Source organism: Rhodothermales bacterium, from assembly GCA_034439735.1.
GTDB lineage: Bacteria > Bacteroidota > Rhodothermia > Rhodothermales > JAHQVL01 > JAWKNW01.
This window is the reverse complement of record JAWXAX010000154.1, coordinates 1-16,987: the sequence shown is the minus strand read 5'-3', so window position 1 is coordinate 16,987 and position 16,987 is coordinate 1. Positions and strand designations below refer to the sequence as shown.

The following is a 16,987-nucleotide window of genomic DNA, read 5'->3' as shown; positions in this document are numbered from 1 at the left end:
CTGTCTTCCTGCAGCCTCCATAAGGCCCGGCTGCATGCGATCAGCCGCCTATGGATCCCCAATCAAGTTGGGAGCCTGCCCCCGGCTTTGACCGGGGGAAGACGAGGAAAGGGGGAATGCCAGTCAGATTAATTCATTTGATACGGCCTCAACTCCTGATTCGCATTAGTAGAGATCATCAATCATCAACCATTGACGATCAACCATTGACGATCAACCATCGACTATCACCCATCAGCCAGCGCATTCCGGACCGCCGGCGCCACGACCGTCCCGAACAGCTCGATGGACCGCATGATCTGGTCGTGCGGTAGGGTGCCGACGCTGAACTGGATGAGGAAGCGCGTCATCCCGAAGAGGGAATGTTCGTAGAGGATCTTATCGATCACCCGTTGCGGGCTGCCGACGAGGAGCGCCCCGGTGGGGCCGATCTGTGTGTCGAAGTCGGCCCGGGTGGTGGGCGCCCAGCCGCGCTCGCGGCCGATGCGGCTCATGACCTCGGAGAAGAAGGGGAAGGATTGATCGGCGGCCAGCTGATCGGTATCGGCGATGAAGCCGTGGGAGTTGATGCTGAGCTGGAGGGAGGCGGGGTCGTGGCCGGCCTCGGCGGCGGCGCGGCGGTAGAGGTCGGCCAGCGGGGCGAACCTCGCCGGCTGCCCGCCGATGATGGCGATGGCCAGCGGGAGGCCGAGCACGCCGGCGCGGATGACGGATTGTGGCGTGCCGCCGACGGCGATCCACACCGGGATCGGGTTCTGGACGGGTCGGGGGTAGACGCCCTGGCCTGTGAGCGCCGGCCGTAACGTACCCTTCGAGTAGACGTGTTCGGATTCTCTCAGCTGGAGCAGGAGTTCGAGCTTCTCCATGAAGAGCGCGTCATAGTCGTTCAGGTTATACCCGAAGAGCGGGAAGGACTCGATGAACGACCCGCGGCCGGCCATGATCTCGGCGCGGCCGCCGGAGAGGAGGTCGACCGTGGCGAACTGCTGGAACACCCGCACCGGGTCGTCCGAGCTGAGGACGGAGACGGCGCTGGTGAGCCGGATGCGTTTCGTGCGCATGGCCGCGGCGCCCAGGACCACCGCCGGCGCCGACACCGTGTAATCCGGCCGGTGGTGCTCCCCGACGCCGAACACATCGAGTCCGACCGCGTCGGCGAGTTCGATCTCCTCGATAAGGTCCTTCAGCCGCCGCTCGGGGCTGACGGTGATCCCGGTGCGGGGGTCCGGGGTGGCTTCCGCGAAGGTGTAGATGCCGAGTTCCAAGCAGGTAATGCCAGTTTATTGAGGTTCGCGCGTCGATACGATCGGGTTCCGTTCGCAAACGTCCGATCTAACGCGCATGGAATCTGGAAGGTCTCCTACCAACGGCCCACACGCGTTACGATTCGAAACCCGCGTTTCGATTTGTTACGGTCTTGCTGACCCGAAACGGCTTAAAAGGGCGGATTTCGTTATGGCAGGCTCCTTGTCTATGGTCGCTCACCACCAGCCCTATGACGTTGAAGTTCGTTCCTACCCGCCAAGTATCGACTCCGTTACAGGGTGGGTCTGGTCCTGCAACACTACCCAACAACCCGGTTAGCTTCCATGACAACCCCCCCCTTCTCCACTAGCAAGTGGATTACCCTCGCCATTGTGGCCATGCTTTTCTGCAGCCCCGCCCTGCTACAGGGATGTGACAGCGTGACGAGCGCCAACGAACCTGAATCGCCCGTTTCGGAAACCGGCGCGACGAGTAAGATGCGCCACGCCCACCTCGTGGGAACGACAAGCGCCGGCAAGGTCCTGGACCGTTACGCCGAACTTGCTACCTCCAACGAGTTCATCGTCGGGTTTTCAACAACGGTGCTGAGTCCTCAGGGCGTCCTCGATCGGTACAGCCAGGAACCTGGCGTGCTCATCAAACGCATCCTGAAAAATTCGGTTTATGGTTTCTCAATGCACATCGACGCCGATAAGCTGGACCGCCTGCTGGCGATCATCGAGCTCGACAACGATATCGCCTGGATGGAGCCGGACATCAAGTTTAACATGCCCTCGTCTGGTTCCTTTTTACCGGTGCAGAAAAAACAAATCCTGGTGTCGAGCCTTCCGTTTGTGGGCGGCGACCGGTCGTCGACCCGGCCAGGTAACGGCTCGGGTACGGTGAATGTAGACCTCTATATCCTCGATACGGGCATCGACCATCCGGACGTCACCGTCGTTGAACGCGTCGACTTCACGGCGGCCAATGCCGAGCTCGATATGACCGGCATACTCGATCGGTACAGCGAGACGATGCAGGCCTATTCGGACAACGTGGGGCACGGGACCCATGTTGCTGGCATCGCGGCGGCCATCGACGATGCCGACCACGTCGTCGGCATGGCGCCCGGCGCTCGCCTGCACGATTTTAAGGTGCTCAACGACCAGGGGCAGGGCGAGATGTCGGGTGTTATCGCGGCGTTGGATGTCATCATTGCCCGTAAACGACTCAATCCGTCAATGCCCTATATCGTCAACCTGAGCCTTGGCGCCAACATCGGTACGACCGAATACAATGCGCTGGACGACGCGATTGTCGCGGCCATCAACCAGGGGGTGATCGTGGTGATCGCCGCCGGCAACCAGGCCATCGACGTTTCGACGGTTACGCCGGCGCATGTGCTTCAGGCTATCACGGTGGGTGCTTCGACAAATAACACGACGTTTGCACGCGCCTCGTTCTCCAATTTTGGAGCCGGAGTGGACTTTTACGCCACCGGCGTGAGCGTGTACTCGTTGTCGCCTTTCGATGGGTACAATTTCGCTGTCGAAATGAACGGGACTTCCATGGCGGCTCCTCTCGTTTCGGGCGCCATTGCACTCTACATGTCTACGTATCCCAACGCGACGGTTGGGGATGTCGTTAGAACCCTACAGTCGGCTACGAAACTAATCACCACTGGTAAGGGCAAGACCGCAGTGACCTATAGACTGCTCGACGCGAGCGTGCTCTAGCCGTTAGGAGGTTTTCTCACACATTGTACAGATGAAGACATGTCAAAAGTAAGAATGAGTAGAACGACCCGTGACAGGGCAATCACGCTCGCCCTTGCTGGCTGCCTCCTATTAAGTCCAGCCCTCTTGCAGGGTTGCGATGCACTGTCGAGCGATGGGTTGGGCGAGGCACAATCGGGCGACCCCCTGTCCACCGAGTCCATGCCGGCTGGCGCGGCCTCCAAATTGCGCCATGCGGCGTTGCTGGAAGTGTCCCGCACCGGCGCCGGCAAAGTAGGAGACGACGCGGTGAATCTGGTCGTCGGCTTCGACGCCTACGAGGCAGACGGCGTAACACGCCGCGTCATGGACAAATACGCGGTGACCAAGCGGATGCTTACACGATACGGTGACAGCATCCACCCGAAAGTGGAGACGGACGACGCGCTGTCCGCCATCACCGTTCAGCTCGATGCCGATTCGCTCGATAGTTTTATCGGCTTCGTGGAGAATGACCCCGACCTGGCGTGGGTCGAGCCGGACATCGTCCTCGACGGCCCGGATGTCGCGTCGCGCGATGCGGTAAGCAACACGCAGTACGTCAGCTGGGGCGTACAGCGGGTCGGGGCGCGAGAAGCCACGAGCGACGCCGGCAACGCGATGGTGCACGTTTACGTATTCGATTCGGGCATCACCCACGACGATGTGAATGTGGTCGAATCTATCGACTTCTCGAAGCTCTATCGTGGCAATATCGATGCAAACTGGGCGGATGTGATCAGCACGTACTGGTTGGAATACGAGGACTACTGGTCGACGTACTGGGACGCCGAATGGACCGCCGTGGCGAGCGGGCAGTCGGTAAAGAGCGCCACGGGCGCCGAAGACCGCACCGGGCATGGCACACATGTCGCCGGCATCATCGGGGCGATCGACGACCGGGACGGCATCGCAGGGGTTGCCCCCAATGTGGCGCTGCACAATATCAAGGTGCTTGGCAACGACGGTCGCACCGATATCACAACGGTGCTGGCGGCCATCGAATATGTCACCGAAGTGAAGCACGCCCACCCCGCCATGCCGATCGTCGTCAACATGAGCCTTGGCGCGGATATCGGCACGACCGGCTACAACGCGCTCGACGAGGCGATCGAGCGCTCGATTCGGGATGGAGTGGTGTATGTTGTGGCCGCCGGCAACAACGCGAAGGATGCCTCGACCTATTCGCCGGCCCACGTCCGGGACGCGATCACGGTGGGCGCGTTCAACGAAGCGAGTACTTTCTCTTCTTTCTCGAATTATGGCCCGGCGGTCGATCTCCTTGCGCCAGGAGAGTTCATTGTGTCGCTGTCGATCACGAACAAGAAGTTTCTTGCCATTCAGGCGGGCACCTCGCAGGCTGCGCCTTTTGTCGCCGGCGCCGCGGCCCTATACCTGACGCGTTTCCCGAACGCCTCGCCGTATCAGGTACAGCAGGCGATTATCGAGGTTTCGCGTCCTGGCATACAAGGGGCACCCGCGTCCACGACGGATCGGAGCGTTTATGTGGGAGACATCCTGAAGTGGCCTTCCGCCCTCGCGGCATCCGCGCCTGCACCGGATTTGGTCACCACGGAAGATGCGAACGCGAAGTCTGGCCCGGATAAGGGGGACGGAACCTCGCGGCGCGGGATGTCCGGCAAATAAGAACAGCCCAGGTGCGTAGAGCGCCGGGAGGCCGCAGAAAACAGGCGGGGCAGGGCTAAAAGGATAGCTTTGCCTCGCCTGCTTTGGATAGAAACGGTCATCGAAACACCGCCGGCCGAAGCTGGACAATCCCTTCCTCCCGGATCAACGCTTCGAGTTCATCCATCTCCGCGGGGATATTGTCGGACAGGTTCTCGACGCCTGTTTCGGTGACGACAACCACATCTTCCATGCGGATGTACAGCGTCTCCTCATCCACCCAGATCATCGGGTCGATGGAGAAGACCATGCCCGGCTTGAGGGTCTGGTTGCGGTAGACGCCGACATCGTGGACGGCCATGCCGACGGGGTGGGAGAGGTGGCCGCGGAACGCGAGGGCTTTTTCGCAGGCGGTCCGGTAGATGGGTTTTGAGAACGCGATGCGGTCCAGCACCGGCCGCATGTCGGCGGCGGCCTCGTCCATCACCTGCGCCGGCGTCACCCCGGGGCGGATGTGCTTCAGGAGGGCATTCCGATAGGCGATGATGAAGCCGTACATATCCCGCTGATCCTTTGAGTAGGTCCCGTTGACGGGCCACATCCGGGCGACGTCCGACGTGTAGTAACGGTAGTCCGGCGCCACATCCATCAGCACGAGGTCCCCGGCGACGAGTGGGGCGCTGTTGTGGAAATAGTGCCCCATCCAGGCGTTTTTTCCGCCGGCGGTGATGGACCGGTAGCCCTCGCTGCGGGCGCCGTTCATCGAAAAGACGACGTTCGCGGCGGCATCGATCTGGTATTCCATCACACCTGGCGCGGTGGATCGGATGGCTTCCATGATGCCCAGGCCGGCGAGTTCGCTGGCGGTGCGGATGAGGTCGATTTCCCGGTTGCTTTTGACGAGGCGCATGGCGTCGAGCGCCGGCGAGAGGTCGTGCAGGGCCAGCTGCGGGTAGCGGTCGCGAAGGAGCTGGACGAAGCGCGTCGTGCGGTTGCTCGCGCCGTCCCACGGATCCGCCAGATGGGCCGCGACCCCGCCAAGGATCTCGTCGCGGCTCTCGTACTGACCTTCGGCCGGGCTGAAAGGGGTGAAAAGGATCGGGTTGGGGAGGCGGACGAGGTACGACCAGATGAAGTCCCGCATGAGGGCTTCGATGGGCTCGACACGGTCGACCCCGGTGAGCCTTTTGACCTCGTCGGCGTCTTCGGCCGAGTAGACCTTGCCCTCGTTCCGCTCGCGGCCGGCGTTGCGGTGGGCGAGGTAGAGGGTCGATTGCCGGCTCGTGCCGTCGATCAGCAGGTAGGCGTGGGGGACTTCGAGCCCGGTGAGGTAATAGAAGTCGTTCGTCTGGCGGAAGACATAAAAGCCCTCGACGGCGGCCTGGCCCTGGAGGAGTGCGAGGGCTCCGGTTCCGATGCTGTCCATGATGGAGTGCCGGCGGGCCGCGAACTCCTCGATGGGGAAGTCTGTCTGGTATCCGGGCTGTGCCAGGAGTGGCTGCGCGCCGGCGAGGAGCAGGAGGCCGACGACAGAAACGAGGGTGCGAAAACGCATCATGGGCGAAAGGGCGGTCCGGTGAACGGTTCTGGTGGAAGCACGAAGGTACTCGATGGACGGGTATAAGATGCAGCCGGCGTCAGGCTGGCACGCCCTTCGTTACGAGTGGCAGATACGTCGATTACCACCTCTACAGGTTCTCTCCGTATGATCTACGTCTTTATTCGCCTCTCAATGGTGCTGTTTTTTGTGTGGATGGGGATGTCGCCAGTGGTGAAGGCCCAGGACGGTGATCCGGCCTCCGTCCGCCCGGGGGAGCTGCTGGTGTATTACGCCTGGCCGTCGGTCATCAACGGGGCGACGACCATCGGCCAGGCTGCGGCCGCACTCGGGCAATACGATTACGTGATTCTGGGGGATGGGCTCCAGATCGACACCCATCCCGACTATGCCAACACGGTGGCGATCATCGCACACCCGGAGATGGCCAATACGCGGGTGTTTGGATATGTCGACCTGGGCGTGACCACCCAGAACCTGACGGCTACGGAATACAAACTCCGCATGCTCTGGTGGTCCGACATCGGGGCGGACGGCATCTTCCTGGACGATTTTGGCTATGACTTCGGCGTGACGCGCGACCGCCAGAACGACGCCGTCGGCTTCGCCCACGCCCTGCCGTTAACCGTTATTGTAAATGCCTGGGACCCCGACCATGCGTTCGCCCGTACGGCGGATGCCACCTACAACCCCCGCGAGACGCGCGCGGCGCTGCAGGCCGGCGACTTCTATTTTTCCGAGAGCTTCATGGTCCAGGAGGGCGCGTTTGTCGACGGGGCTTTCTGGCGAGAGAAGGCCGATAAAATCGACCTGTACCGCCAGTCATTCGGGATCGAGGTGCTCTCGGTCACCACGCCGGGCGCCGCCTACGACGAGGCCCGGTTTCACTACGCGTGGCACGCCGCCCTGATCGATGGCCATACGGCGACTGGATGGGGCGAGCCTTCGTTTGCCTCGGCGGATGCCCTGGTGCCGTATCGAGCGCGGCCGGCGGTCGAGCCTGGCGTCGCGTTTCTGAGCGAGGCCGTCGTGGCGCTGCCGGAGGTTGTGCGCGAGACGGAGATCGGCACGGTGAGGGTGAACACGGCCGACCACACGTTTGGCTTTACGCCTCGGGAGGATACCGCCATCGAAGACCGCGCGGGCCTCGACGGCATGGCGCTCGATCAGGTCTTCCCGAACCCGGTTCGGCAAGAGGCGTCGATCGCGTTTACCCTGGAGGCGCCGGCGTACGTCCGGCTGACGGTGTACGACGTGCTCGGCCGGCCTGTCGCCGTGCTGGTGAACACTACCCTGGCGCCGGGGCGCCACACGGCCGCGTTCGATGCCGCGTCCCTTCCTGGCGGGCTGTACATCGGCCGGCTGGAGGCCGGGGGCCACTTCCTCACCCGTCCCTTTGTTGTCTCGTATTGACGGGAGGCGCCTGCCTCCCTTATCCGAAATCGTACTCGAATGTGAGCCTTCGTTCATGTGGACAAGATGGACGGGTGGACAGGATGGGTCGCGTCGCGGGGGGATTCCCTGGCAGTTGCCAGTTTCCCATGTCCGCGCTACTTTGGGCGGAGTGCATTCCTCCTTTCTTCCACGCACGCTTCTCGAGGTATCGGTATGGTCTCCCTGGCTGCTCTCTGGCTTCCCATCCTGCTTTCGGCCGTGGCGGTGTTTGTTGCAAGCTCCATCGTCCACATGTTCCTGAAATACCACGACTCCGACTACCCCGCTCTGCCTTCTGAGGCGCAGTTTCGGGCCGGTCTGCGCGGGGTGTCCCTGCCGCCGGGCGACTACATGATTCCCCACGCCACGACCCCCGCGGAACGCTCCAGCCCCGAGTTCGCCAAAAAGCTGGAGGAGGGGCCGGTAATGCTCGCGACTGTACTACCCAACGGCCCGTTCGCGATGGGGAGCACCTTCGTCCAGTGGTTTGCGTTCTGTGTGGTCGTCAGCCTGTTTGCCGCGTATCTGGCGAGCCGGACGCTGGGTGCCGGCTCGGATTACCTGGCCGTGTTTCGCGTTGTTGGCGTCGTGACATTCGCCAGCTATGGATTCGGTGCGGTGCCGATGTCGATCTGGTTTAAAAAGAAATGGAGCTCCACCGGCAAGGCCCTCCTCGACGCGTTCATCTATGGGTTGCTGACGGCCGGCATCTTCGGGTGGTTGTGGCCGTGATGTGAAGGCGGATATCGAATGGGTATGTCCTGGAGACGCCATGTTTTGCGTATCCACGCTTCCCGCATTTAGTGGTTTTGTAGTCATTTGATTGTATCCAATCCCCTATGCCCGTTTCCGACGAAACCAAAATCATGGCCGTGTTCTGCGATTTCGAGAACGTGGCTATCGGCGTCCGCGAGGCGGATAAGGACCAGTTCGATATCGTGAAGGTGCTCGAGCGCCTCTTGCTCAAGGGCAATATCGTCGTCAAAAAGGCCTACTGCGACTGGGCGCGGTACAAGGATTTCAAGGGGGCGATGCACGAGGCGTCGTTCGAGCTGATCGAGATCCCGCACGTGCGCCAGTCCGGAAAGAACTCCGCCGACATCCGGATGGTCGTCGACGCGCTGGATCTCTGCTACACGAAGGAGCATGTCGACACGTTCGTCATCATCAGCGGGGACTCGGACTTCTCGCCGCTCGTCAGCAAGCTGCGCGAGAACAACAAGATGGTGATCGGGGTGGGGGTGCGGCACTCGACGTCCGACCTCCTCACGGCGAACTGCGATGAGTTCATTTTCTACGACGACCTCGTGCAGCGCGACGGCCGGCGGACCAAGTCCCGCGCCGAAACAAAAGCCCGGAAGACAGCCACCAGAGGCACAAAGGCGAAGCCCGAGCCGGTGCTCGATGAGTCGAAGCAGGAAGCGATGGACCTCCTCCTGGAGACGTACGATGCGCTGGTCGAGGAGCGCGGCGAGCAGGAAAAGATCTGGGGGTCGATGATCAAACAGACCCTCAAGAGGCGAAAACCGGGGTTCACCGAGTCCCACTATGGCTATCGCACCTTCAGCGAGCTGCTGGAGGAAGCCGCCAAGTACAACATCGTCAAGCTGGAGCGCGACCAGAAGTCGGGCGGGTATGTCGTGAGTTCGGTGGGGTAGTCTGATATACCCTCCTCGTCCTTCCCGCGCACGCGGGAATCCAAGCAGGTGCTGAAGTAAGCAGAAAGTGGCCTCGTGCGCGAGTAGGGAGGCATCACCAGCCGGCGGACTCGTATGGGTACCCAATCACGATGGGTAAGACGGGCTGGGAGGGGTATGAAGAAGCTGTAGGAGGCTTCCTCGTTCGGCCCTACAATAAGTCCTTCGACAGGTCGATCCAGCGTGGGTTTACCTGTACAATCAGGTCAATTTTCCACCTGCGATACCACTTTTTGAGCTGTTTTTCACGGTCAATGGCATCGCGAAAATCGTCAAACTCCTCGTACCAGACCAGGTTGTGCACGTGGTATCGTGCCGAGAAGCCGGCATTCAACGGAGATCGATGTTGGGAAATCCGTCTTGCGAGATTGTTCGTCGCACCGAGATACAGCGTGCCATGGGGTTTGCTCGCCAATAGATAAACATATCCTCTTGCCATAACTCGGACCATGGAATGTCGGGCATCCGTGACGGACGGCCCCTTATCCCTTTAGACGCAAAGCGGAGCCTTTGCGTACCCTGCCTACCCCTGGACGTATCGTGGTGCGTGCGGTATCTTCGCTGGTGTTTTCTTACTTTAGGCCGAGTCGATGCACGGATGGATCCCCAATCAAGTTGGGGAAGACGAGGTGTGAATGGTCCTTGTTAACCGCATCGCCGGCCGTGACCTTTTGTGCTGCTGTAACCCGCTATCATAACCCCGCCATGAAATCCTTCCACATCAACCGACGCCGTTTTCTCCAGACCGCCTCCGCGTCCCTCGCCTACTCCATGCTGGGCGCCGGCGGGCTGGACGCCATCTACCCGCTGGCGCCGCGTCGGGTGGGGCTCATCGGGACGGGGTGGTACGGGAAGAGCGACCTCTTTCGGCTTATGCAGGTGAGCGAGATCGACGTGGTGTCGATCTGCGATCCGGACAAGAACCAGCTTTCCGAGGCCGCCGGCCTCATCGCGAAGCGCCAGAAATCCGGTAAGACGCCGCAGACGTACGGGGACTACCGGACGATGCTGGCGCAGCACGAGTTTGACATCGTGATCGTCGGCACGCCAGACCACTGGCATGCGCTCCCGACGATCGACGCGATCAAGGCCGGCGCCCACGTCTTCGTCCAGAAACCCGTCAGCGTGGACGTCATCGAGGGCGAGGCGATGCTGGCCGCGGCGCGTAAGTACAACAAGGTCGTGCAGGTGGGCACCCAGCGCCGCAGCACGCCCCACCTGATCGAGGCGAAGGAGCGGTATGTGGATTCGGGCCTGCTCGGGGAGGTCTCGCACGTCGAGATGTGCTGTTATTACCACATGCGCGCGAACCGGTCGCCCGAACTCGAGCCCGTGCCCGATTTCCTTGACTACGAGATGTGGGCCGGCCCCGCGCCGCTGCGCCCGTACGACGGCCTGCCGCACCGCGGCTGGTGGCGGGCGATGATGGAATACAGCAACGGGATCATGGGCGACATGTGCGTCCACATGTACGACGCCGTCCGCTGGATCCTGGGCCTCGGCTGGCCGAGCCGGATCTCGTCCACCGGCGGGATTTATGTCCAGAAGGCGTCCAAAGCCACCACGGCCGATACGCAACACGCGGTCTTTGAACACGGCGAGCTGAATTGCGTCTGGCAGCACCGGAGCTGGGGGACGCCGGCGGACCCCGACTACCCGTGGTCGTTCAAGATATACGGGGATAAGGGCACCCTCGCCGGCAGCCCGCAGCAATACGACTTCATCCCTGTCGGACAGGGAGAGCGCGTGCGGCAGGAATGCCTCTACGAGCGCGAGCAGTTCCCGGAGGACCTGACGGAGAAGGACATCGAGCTGTTCGCCGCGCCGGCGATGCGCCGGCACATGATCGACTTCCTCGCCGCCATCGACGGCGGCGGCCGCCCGGTGGCCGACATCCTGCAGGGCCACATCTCTTCCGCCAGCTGCATCATGGCCAACATGTCGATGGATCTCGGCGGCCGGCCGCTCGTCTACGACACGGCCTCGCGGACCGTGGTGGGGGATCCGGAGGCGACCTTTAAACTGCGCCGGCCTTACCGCGGGGCCTGGGAGCACCCGGAGCCCGAGACGGTGTGATATGAAAGAAGAGATCAAGATACTCGGCGGCAATAACCCGCCGGACTACTGGGATCGTTTTGATCGATTGCAGCGAACGGCGGGGAAGCTGGGGATGCTTCGGCATTTGCGGCGGGGCGTCTATCGGTTCAAGACCTTTGAGGAGTTTGAGGCATGGGATCGTGAACAAAGGCGTGCATACCGAGAGCGACAAGGTGACTCTCCGTAGTGTCCTTCACTGCCATTGCCTATATTGAAACGCCAGCAAGCTATCCACCCTTAATTTTTGAAGCCATGAAGCCTCTTCTCCTTCTTCTTTCATTTGTGATGGCCGCCTCCGCCGCCGGCCAGACCCTGTACACCGGCGCCATGCCCTCGGGCCGAGGCTTCGGCGGGGTGTCGGCCGTTGGGGATGGGGAACTGTTTGTCGGGTCCGCGCCGGTCGGCTGGCCGGAAGGGGAGGAGCTGCCGGGTTCGGTCTATCGCTACACGAAGGACGCCGCCGGCCAGTGGGTCGAAGCCGGCGAGTTTCGTGCGCCGGACGGCCGCATCGGCGACGTGTTCGGCCGCTCGGTCCTCGTGCAGGGATCCACGCTCGTGATCGGCGCGCCCGGGCTCGGGGCCGCCTACGTGTATGAAAAAGACGCCGCCGGCACCTGGAACGCGGCCGGTGTTATCAAGCCGTCGACCCTCGCGGAAAACGCCCTGTTCGCCGGCGCCAACGAGCGCGCGGCCAACCGCACCAGCGCCCTGGCGATGGCCAACGGCCGGCTCTACATCACCTCGTTTGACGCCGAGGCCTTCAGTGGCGCCGTCCATGTGTTCACCAAGACGAATGGGGCGTGGGTTGAAGAAACGATCCTGACGCCGGCGGAAGTCCTGCCTGGCGATGCGTTCGGCTACGCTCTTGCAGCCGAGGGCGACCGGCTGGTGGTGGGCGCCTGGCGCGCGGGAGACGGTCGGGGCGATGTGTATGTCTACACCGCCGGCTCGTGGGAATACGGGAAGATCGCGGCTGCCCAGGAAAAAGGAGCGTTTGGTTATGACGTTGCCCTGCACGGCGAACACGTACTCGTCGGCGCGCCGGGTGAAGCGGGAGGCGCCGTGCGGGTGTTCGAAGGCGACGGCGCCGCCTGGACCGAAGCCGCGCTGCTGAAGGCGCCCGCGACGGAGCAGGCGGAAGGCCTAGGCAGCCAGGGCGGTTTTGGCGGGCGGGTCGTCGTTTCGGGTGATGCCCTCGTTGTGGGCAGCCGTGGCGGTGGACCGGTGCACGTGATGAGCGCAGGCGATTGGCAGCCGGCCGGCGTGCTCGCGGCGGTCGACGAGCGGTCGGGCGAAGGTTTTGGCTTGGGAGTAGGTTTCAGCGGCGACGTGGCGGTCGTGGGATCTCCCCGGGCCGACTATGAGGAAGGCGTGGCCACCGTATTCGAAAAAGAATCCGCCGGCTGGCGGCCGGCGTCAATGCTGGCCACCACGCTCGCCCGCATGGAATCCATCACCGACGGGCAGATCGACTGTAAGGATGGGGGGGCTAGCCTGTTTAGCTGCGACAAGGTGGACCTCCTGTCCATGCTCTCCGTCAAGGACATCTCCACCGACCGTGGCGTGAAACTGAACGACGTATGGGGCTGGACCGACCCCGAAACCGAAAAGGAATACGTCATCCAGGGCCGGACCGACGGGACGGCGTTTGTCGACATCAGCAACCCCCATCGCCCGGTCTACATCGGTGAATTGCTCCGCACCGAAGGCTCGCCGGGCAGCACCTGGCGGGATATCAAAGTCTACAAGGACCACGCGTACATCGTGGCGGACGGCGCCGGCGCGCATGGCGTGCAGATCTTCGACCTCCGCCAGCTACGCGACGTCCCGCCTGCCGACATGCCCGTGCAATTCGAGATGACGGCCCACTACACGGGGGTCCACAGTACCCATAACATCGCGATCAACGAAGAGACCGGCTTTGCCTATGCGGTGGGCAACCGTGCCGGCGGCGAGACCTGCGGCGGCCAGCTTCACATGATCAACATCCAGGACCCGACGAAGCCCACCTTCGCCGGCTGCTTTACCCAGCCTGAAGCCGGCGGTACGCACGATTCCCAGTGTGTCGTCTACCGTGGTCCGGATACGAAATTCTCCGGCCGCGAAGTGTGCTTCAACTCGAACGGCTCGTCGTTTATCATCGCCGACGTCACCGATAAGCAGAACCCGGTCACGCTGGCGCAGGTCGACTATCCGGACCTCGCCTACACCCATCAGGGGTGGCTCACCGAAGACCATCGGCACTTCTACATGAACGACGAACTGGATGAGATGTACGGGTACGTGGACAGCACGCGCACGCTCATCTGGGATGTCAAGGAACTGGAAGATCCCCTGCTGGTGCGCGAATTCAGCCTCGCCTCGCGGGCCAGCGACCACAACCTGTACATCCGCGGCAATCTGCTTTACGAGTCGAACTACCTCGGCGGCCTCCGCATCCTGGACATCACGGATCCCCTGAATCCGGTCGAAACGGCCCACTTCGACACCGTACCTTACGGCCCCGACATGCCGGGCTTTGGCGGCTCATGGAGCAACTACCCGTACTTCAAAAGCGGCGTAATCGCCGTGAGCAGCGGGGCGGAAGGGCTGTTCCTGGTGAAGAAGCAGGATGCGGACATTTAGGGGTTTGGGGTTTAAGGGTTAAGGTAAGGTTGTGTTCGGGCGTCGCGGAGCGACGCCGCATACTAGCCCCCGTGCTTCAGCTCGGGGGCACCGCCCGGGGCGACCTGCTCGTTGTGTATCCTACGCCAGGCCATTGCGACAGGCCCCTCCTCGGATCGAGGAGGGCAAGGCCCGAATTCGACTCATCGAATTCGGGACGGGGAGGAGCAACAATCCCGTAATCTACCTCACGTATCTTGAGGGCTGACGGAGATTGGGCGGAACTGTGAACAGTCGGGCCGGCGAACAACGATGACCACACGCGTTCTGGGTTGTATCGGGCTCTTCGTATGCGGCCTCGCCGGCTGCCAGCGCCCACCCGCCGTCCCGGTGTGGAGCGAAGCCGATGAACTCCCGCTCGTGCCGGCGGACTCGGCTCATGCGGACTGGCTGCGCCTCTGGCGCGCCTGGCCGGCGCCCGAGCCGTCGTTTACCGGCGCATTGACCGAGGGCTGGCGTTACGCCACCGGCGATCCGGCGGAAGGTCTTCAGGTGGGGCTGGACCGCCGGCCCGCGCTGGACGATGTCGTCAATCTCCCGCACCGGATCCCGATTCCTGACACCCCAATGTGGTACGAGCGGGAGGTCGATGCCGGCGTCGCGACCGGGCTTCACATCAACGCCGACGACGGCGCGCAGGTCTTCCAGGACGGCCGGCGGCTGGAGCCGGTGATGGGCGAGTACTTCCTGTTTGACACCTCGCCGTTTGCCGGCTTGTTGACTGTGTGGGTGCTCAATAACGCGTTAAACGGCGGGCTCCGCGGGGTGTATCCCTTCGCCGGAGAGGCGTTCGAGGCGTATAGCGACGAGACGGCCCGCCGCGTCGACGCCCGCGGGCTGCTCTTCGATGCCATCCAGCTCGCCGATCCTACGCCGGCACAGCAAAACGCCGTCGTCCGCGCGTTGACGGAGCGGTCGCGGGAGGCCCTGTTCGCCGGCCGGCGCGAGATCCCCACCGCGCTCCTCGCGCCTCATTTGCCGCTCGCCACACCTCCGGAAGTCGACTCCATCTTTTCGTTCTCCGCCTGGGGCGACAGTCAGGGCGGCTGGGCCGTGTTCCAGGCCCTCGCCAACCAGATGGCCGTCCGGCCCGACGCCTTCTCGATCGGGCTTGGCGACCTGGTTTCGAACGGAGCGGAGGAGGGGGGATGGCTCAGCTTCGCGATGGCGCTCCAGCCGCTGCTTCGCGCGATGCCGGTGTATGCCGTGGCCGGCAACCACGATTACGACGGGTTGTACAACGACCTCGTCCCGCGCCTCTACCTCCAGCACACCCGGGAGGATGGGCGGGGCCCGCCGTACTTCAGCTGGTCACATGCCGGCGCGTTTTTTATGGCCGTCGATCCCAACAACACCTTCCCGCTCGGCTTCGACGCCGCACAACTGGCGTGGATCGATGCCACGATGGCGAGTGACGCCTGGCGCGAGGCGAACTGGCGGTTTGTCCTCCTCCATCAGGCCCCCTATTCTCAGGGCTGGCAGGGGTACCACGGCGATACGTTCATCCGCGACCTGGTGGAGGCGCGGGCGGAATCCCACCGGATCGACGTTGTGCTGACCGGCCACAGCCACAACTACGAGCGCCTGTCGAAGACGTACGGTAACCAGAAGACCCACTTTTTTGTGCTCGGCGGCGCAGGCGGCGGGCTCGAGCCACCGGAATCCTCGGACTATCCGGTGATGGACCGGGTCATCAAACAGCACCACTTCGCCGTGTTTTCGGTGACGCCGGGCGGCGTGGAAGTCGAGGTCATCGGTCTCGATGGGGCGGAGCTCGACCGGTGGACTTCCCACTGAGCCGGCGGTCTTTCACCGCGCGCCTTTCGGGCCAACTCCCGGGTTTACTCTATGTGTTGCCAGGTCATGGCTGTTTGAACGTGTTTTCCCCCGAGTCGGCCTGCGATCGTTCGGAAATGAAGAGGGGTTATTCGGCGGGCTCGCGGGCGTAGCGCACGTTGGCTTCATGGGCCGCCGCGTGGAGCAGGGTCGACTCGTTCTCCGTTATGCCGTACCGCGCCGCCGGCGCGGCCCCGAGCGTGATGGCGTTGCGGCTGGAGAGTTGTTCGTAGATGACGATCGCGGCGAGGTAGGTGCCGGCGACGGAGGGATGAAACCCATCTGGCCCGTAGAGCGAAAGAGACGCATCGGCCTTCCAGGCTTCCTGCCAGGCGACGCCGGCGGGGAAAAAGTAGCCATCGACGCCGGTGGCCGCCGCGAGGTAGGATTCCCGCACGCCGGCAAAATCGAAGGTGCGGGATTCGTCCGGCCACACCATATAGAGCGCCGGGACGCCGCCTCCTTCGCGGACGAGCGGGGCGAAGCGGGCGCTATAGTCGAGCAGAGACGGCCGGCCTTCCGTGGCCGAGGGGCCCTGCTGGAAGATCACGACATCCCAGGCGCCACGCCGGATCCGGTCGCGCGTGCCCCCATCTTCCCAGTGATCCTCCAGGCCGTAATTGGGCTCGGCGATGGATTCGACCACCACCCGATCGTGGTCCGACGCCGCCTGCAACAGGTCGGACACCATCCCGGGCAGGTCGTTCGTGTAGGTGAGGCTGTTGCCGATGAAGAGGACCGCGAAGTCTTCTTCCGCCGGCCCCCCGGCATCGCCGGCGCAGGTGGTGAGGCCGAGGGAAGCGAGGAGGAAAAGTCCCGAGATGAGGCGAGGTCCGGCAGGCATCGAGGCACGAAAGGGTTTGTGGGAGCCCGATGCGCTACGCCGGATCCCGCCCCCCGGTTGCGGAGGGCGGGATTTTGGCCCTGGTTCTTGTACGAACGTTCTCGCGTTGAACGTCCCCCTTATTTCGTACTCGTACTCAGCGGAGCGGTACTCGCTGCCGGCCGACGGCGTCGTAGACGGCGATGTGGGCCGGCGAGGGAGAGGCTGAAGGCGGTCTGCGGGTTGAAGGGGT

General features: G+C 63.0%; 13 protein-coding genes. 9 read left to right on the top strand and 4 right to left on the bottom strand.

Annotated features, from left to right (window positions below):
• Positions 1–227 precede the first annotated feature (227 nt).
• A complete protein-coding gene (locus SH809_11765) occupies positions 228–1,265 on the bottom strand; it encodes an LLM class flavin-dependent oxidoreductase (protein ID MDZ4700375.1) in 1,038 nt (345 codons plus the stop codon).
• Between the two features lie 324 nt (positions 1,266–1,589).
• Between SH809_11765 and SH809_11760 the strand changes: the two genes are divergently transcribed.
• Both SH809_11760 and SH809_11755 read left to right on the top strand, forming a co-directional pair.
• Positions 1,590–2,981 carry a S8 family serine peptidase gene (locus SH809_11760; GenBank protein ID MDZ4700374.1) on the top strand — a complete coding sequence of 464 codons (1,392 nt, stop codon included), beginning with the start codon at positions 1,590–1,592 and terminating at the stop codon, positions 2,979–2,981.
• Between the two features lie 126 nt (positions 2,982–3,107).
• On the top strand, positions 3,108–4,646 hold the full coding sequence (locus SH809_11755) for a S8 family serine peptidase (protein ID MDZ4700373.1): 1,539 nt from the start codon (positions 3,108–3,110) through the stop codon (positions 4,644–4,646).
• Between the two features lie 97 nt (positions 4,647–4,743).
• Here the strand turns inward: SH809_11755 and SH809_11750 are convergent, their stop codons facing one another.
• Positions 4,744–6,183 carry an aminopeptidase P N-terminal domain-containing protein gene (locus SH809_11750; protein ID MDZ4700372.1) on the bottom strand — a complete coding sequence of 480 codons (1,440 nt, stop codon included), beginning with the start codon at positions 6,181–6,183 and terminating at the stop codon, positions 4,744–4,746.
• Positions 6,184–6,330: 147 nt separating this feature from the next.
• Here SH809_11750 and SH809_11745 point away from each other — a divergent pair, with 147 nt between their 5' ends.
• The 3 genes from SH809_11745 to SH809_11735 all read left to right on the top strand — a co-directional run bounded on the left by SH809_11745 (position 6,331) and on the right by SH809_11735 (position 9,275).
• Positions 6,331–7,596: a T9SS type A sorting domain-containing protein gene (locus tag SH809_11745; GenBank protein ID MDZ4700371.1), complete on the top strand. Its 1,266-nt coding sequence runs from the start codon at positions 6,331–6,333 to the stop codon at positions 7,594–7,596.
• Positions 7,597–7,791: 195 nt separating this feature from the next.
• Positions 7,792–8,349 (top strand): hypothetical protein, encoded by a 558-nt coding sequence (locus SH809_11740; GenBank protein MDZ4700370.1) that lies wholly within the window; start codon positions 7,792–7,794, stop codon positions 8,347–8,349.
• A 107-nt stretch (positions 8,350–8,456) separates the two neighbouring features.
• Positions 8,457–9,275 (top strand): NYN domain-containing protein, encoded by an 819-nt coding sequence (locus SH809_11735; GenBank protein MDZ4700369.1) that lies wholly within the window; start codon positions 8,457–8,459, stop codon positions 9,273–9,275.
• 190 nt (positions 9,276–9,465) lie between these two features.
• Here SH809_11735 and SH809_11730 read toward each other — a convergent pair whose 3' ends face one another.
• Positions 9,466–9,753, bottom strand: coding sequence for a GIY-YIG nuclease family protein (locus tag SH809_11730; GenBank protein ID MDZ4700368.1), 288 nt, complete (start codon positions 9,751–9,753; stop codon positions 9,466–9,468).
• A 266-nt stretch (positions 9,754–10,019) separates the two neighbouring features.
• Between SH809_11730 and SH809_11725 the strand changes: the two genes are divergently transcribed.
• The 4 genes from SH809_11725 to SH809_11710 all read left to right on the top strand — a co-directional run bounded on the left by SH809_11725 (position 10,020) and on the right by SH809_11710 (position 15,872).
• Positions 10,020–11,390 carry a Gfo/Idh/MocA family oxidoreductase gene (locus SH809_11725; GenBank protein ID MDZ4700367.1) on the top strand — a complete coding sequence of 457 codons (1,371 nt, stop codon included), beginning with the start codon at positions 10,020–10,022 and terminating at the stop codon, positions 11,388–11,390.
• Between the two features lies 1 nt (position 11,391).
• The gene (locus SH809_11720; protein ID MDZ4700366.1) at positions 11,392–11,598 is read left to right on the top strand and encodes a hypothetical protein; all 207 of its coding nucleotides are present in this window, start codon (positions 11,392–11,394) and stop codon (positions 11,596–11,598) included.
• 65 nt (positions 11,599–11,663) lie between these two features.
• On the top strand, positions 11,664–14,036 hold the full coding sequence (locus SH809_11715) for a choice-of-anchor B family protein (protein ID MDZ4700365.1): 2,373 nt from the start codon (positions 11,664–11,666) through the stop codon (positions 14,034–14,036).
• A 291-nt stretch (positions 14,037–14,327) separates the two neighbouring features.
• Positions 14,328–15,872, top strand: coding sequence for a metallophosphoesterase (locus SH809_11710; protein ID MDZ4700364.1), 1,545 nt, complete (start codon positions 14,328–14,330; stop codon positions 15,870–15,872).
• Positions 15,873–15,999: 127 nt separating this feature from the next.
• On the opposite strand, the gene SH809_11705 is transcribed toward SH809_11710, so the two are convergent.
• Positions 16,000–16,755 carry a hypothetical protein gene (locus SH809_11705; GenBank protein MDZ4700363.1) on the bottom strand — a complete coding sequence of 252 codons (756 nt, stop codon included), beginning with the start codon at positions 16,753–16,755 and terminating at the stop codon, positions 16,000–16,002.
• Between the last annotated feature and the right edge of the window lie 232 nt (positions 16,756–16,987).

Coding starts and splice junctions, on each gene's coding strand:
- SH809_11730 (MDZ4700368.1), bottom strand. CDS start 9,753: ATGGCAAGAGGATATGTTTATCTATTGGCGAGCAAACCCCATGGCACG.
- SH809_11735 (MDZ4700369.1), top strand. CDS start 8,457: ATGCCCGTTTCCGACGAAACCAAAATCATGGCCGTGTTCTGCGATTTC.
- SH809_11715 (MDZ4700365.1), top strand. CDS start 11,664: ATGAAGCCTCTTCTCCTTCTTCTTTCATTTGTGATGGCCGCCTCCGCC.
- SH809_11750 (MDZ4700372.1), bottom strand. CDS start 6,183: ATGATGCGTTTTCGCACCCTCGTTTCTGTCGTCGGCCTCCTGCTCCTC.
- SH809_11705 (MDZ4700363.1), bottom strand. CDS start 16,755: ATGCCTGCCGGACCTCGCCTCATCTCGGGACTTTTCCTCCTCGCTTCC.
- SH809_11725 (MDZ4700367.1), top strand. CDS start 10,020: ATGAAATCCTTCCACATCAACCGACGCCGTTTTCTCCAGACCGCCTCC.
- SH809_11720 (MDZ4700366.1), top strand. CDS start 11,392: ATGAAAGAAGAGATCAAGATACTCGGCGGCAATAACCCGCCGGACTAC.
- SH809_11760 (MDZ4700374.1), top strand. CDS start 1,590: ATGACAACCCCCCCCTTCTCCACTAGCAAGTGGATTACCCTCGCCATT.
- SH809_11745 (MDZ4700371.1), top strand. CDS start 6,331: ATGATCTACGTCTTTATTCGCCTCTCAATGGTGCTGTTTTTTGTGTGG.
- SH809_11710 (MDZ4700364.1), top strand. CDS start 14,328: ATGACCACACGCGTTCTGGGTTGTATCGGGCTCTTCGTATGCGGCCTC.
- SH809_11740 (MDZ4700370.1), top strand. CDS start 7,792: ATGGTCTCCCTGGCTGCTCTCTGGCTTCCCATCCTGCTTTCGGCCGTG.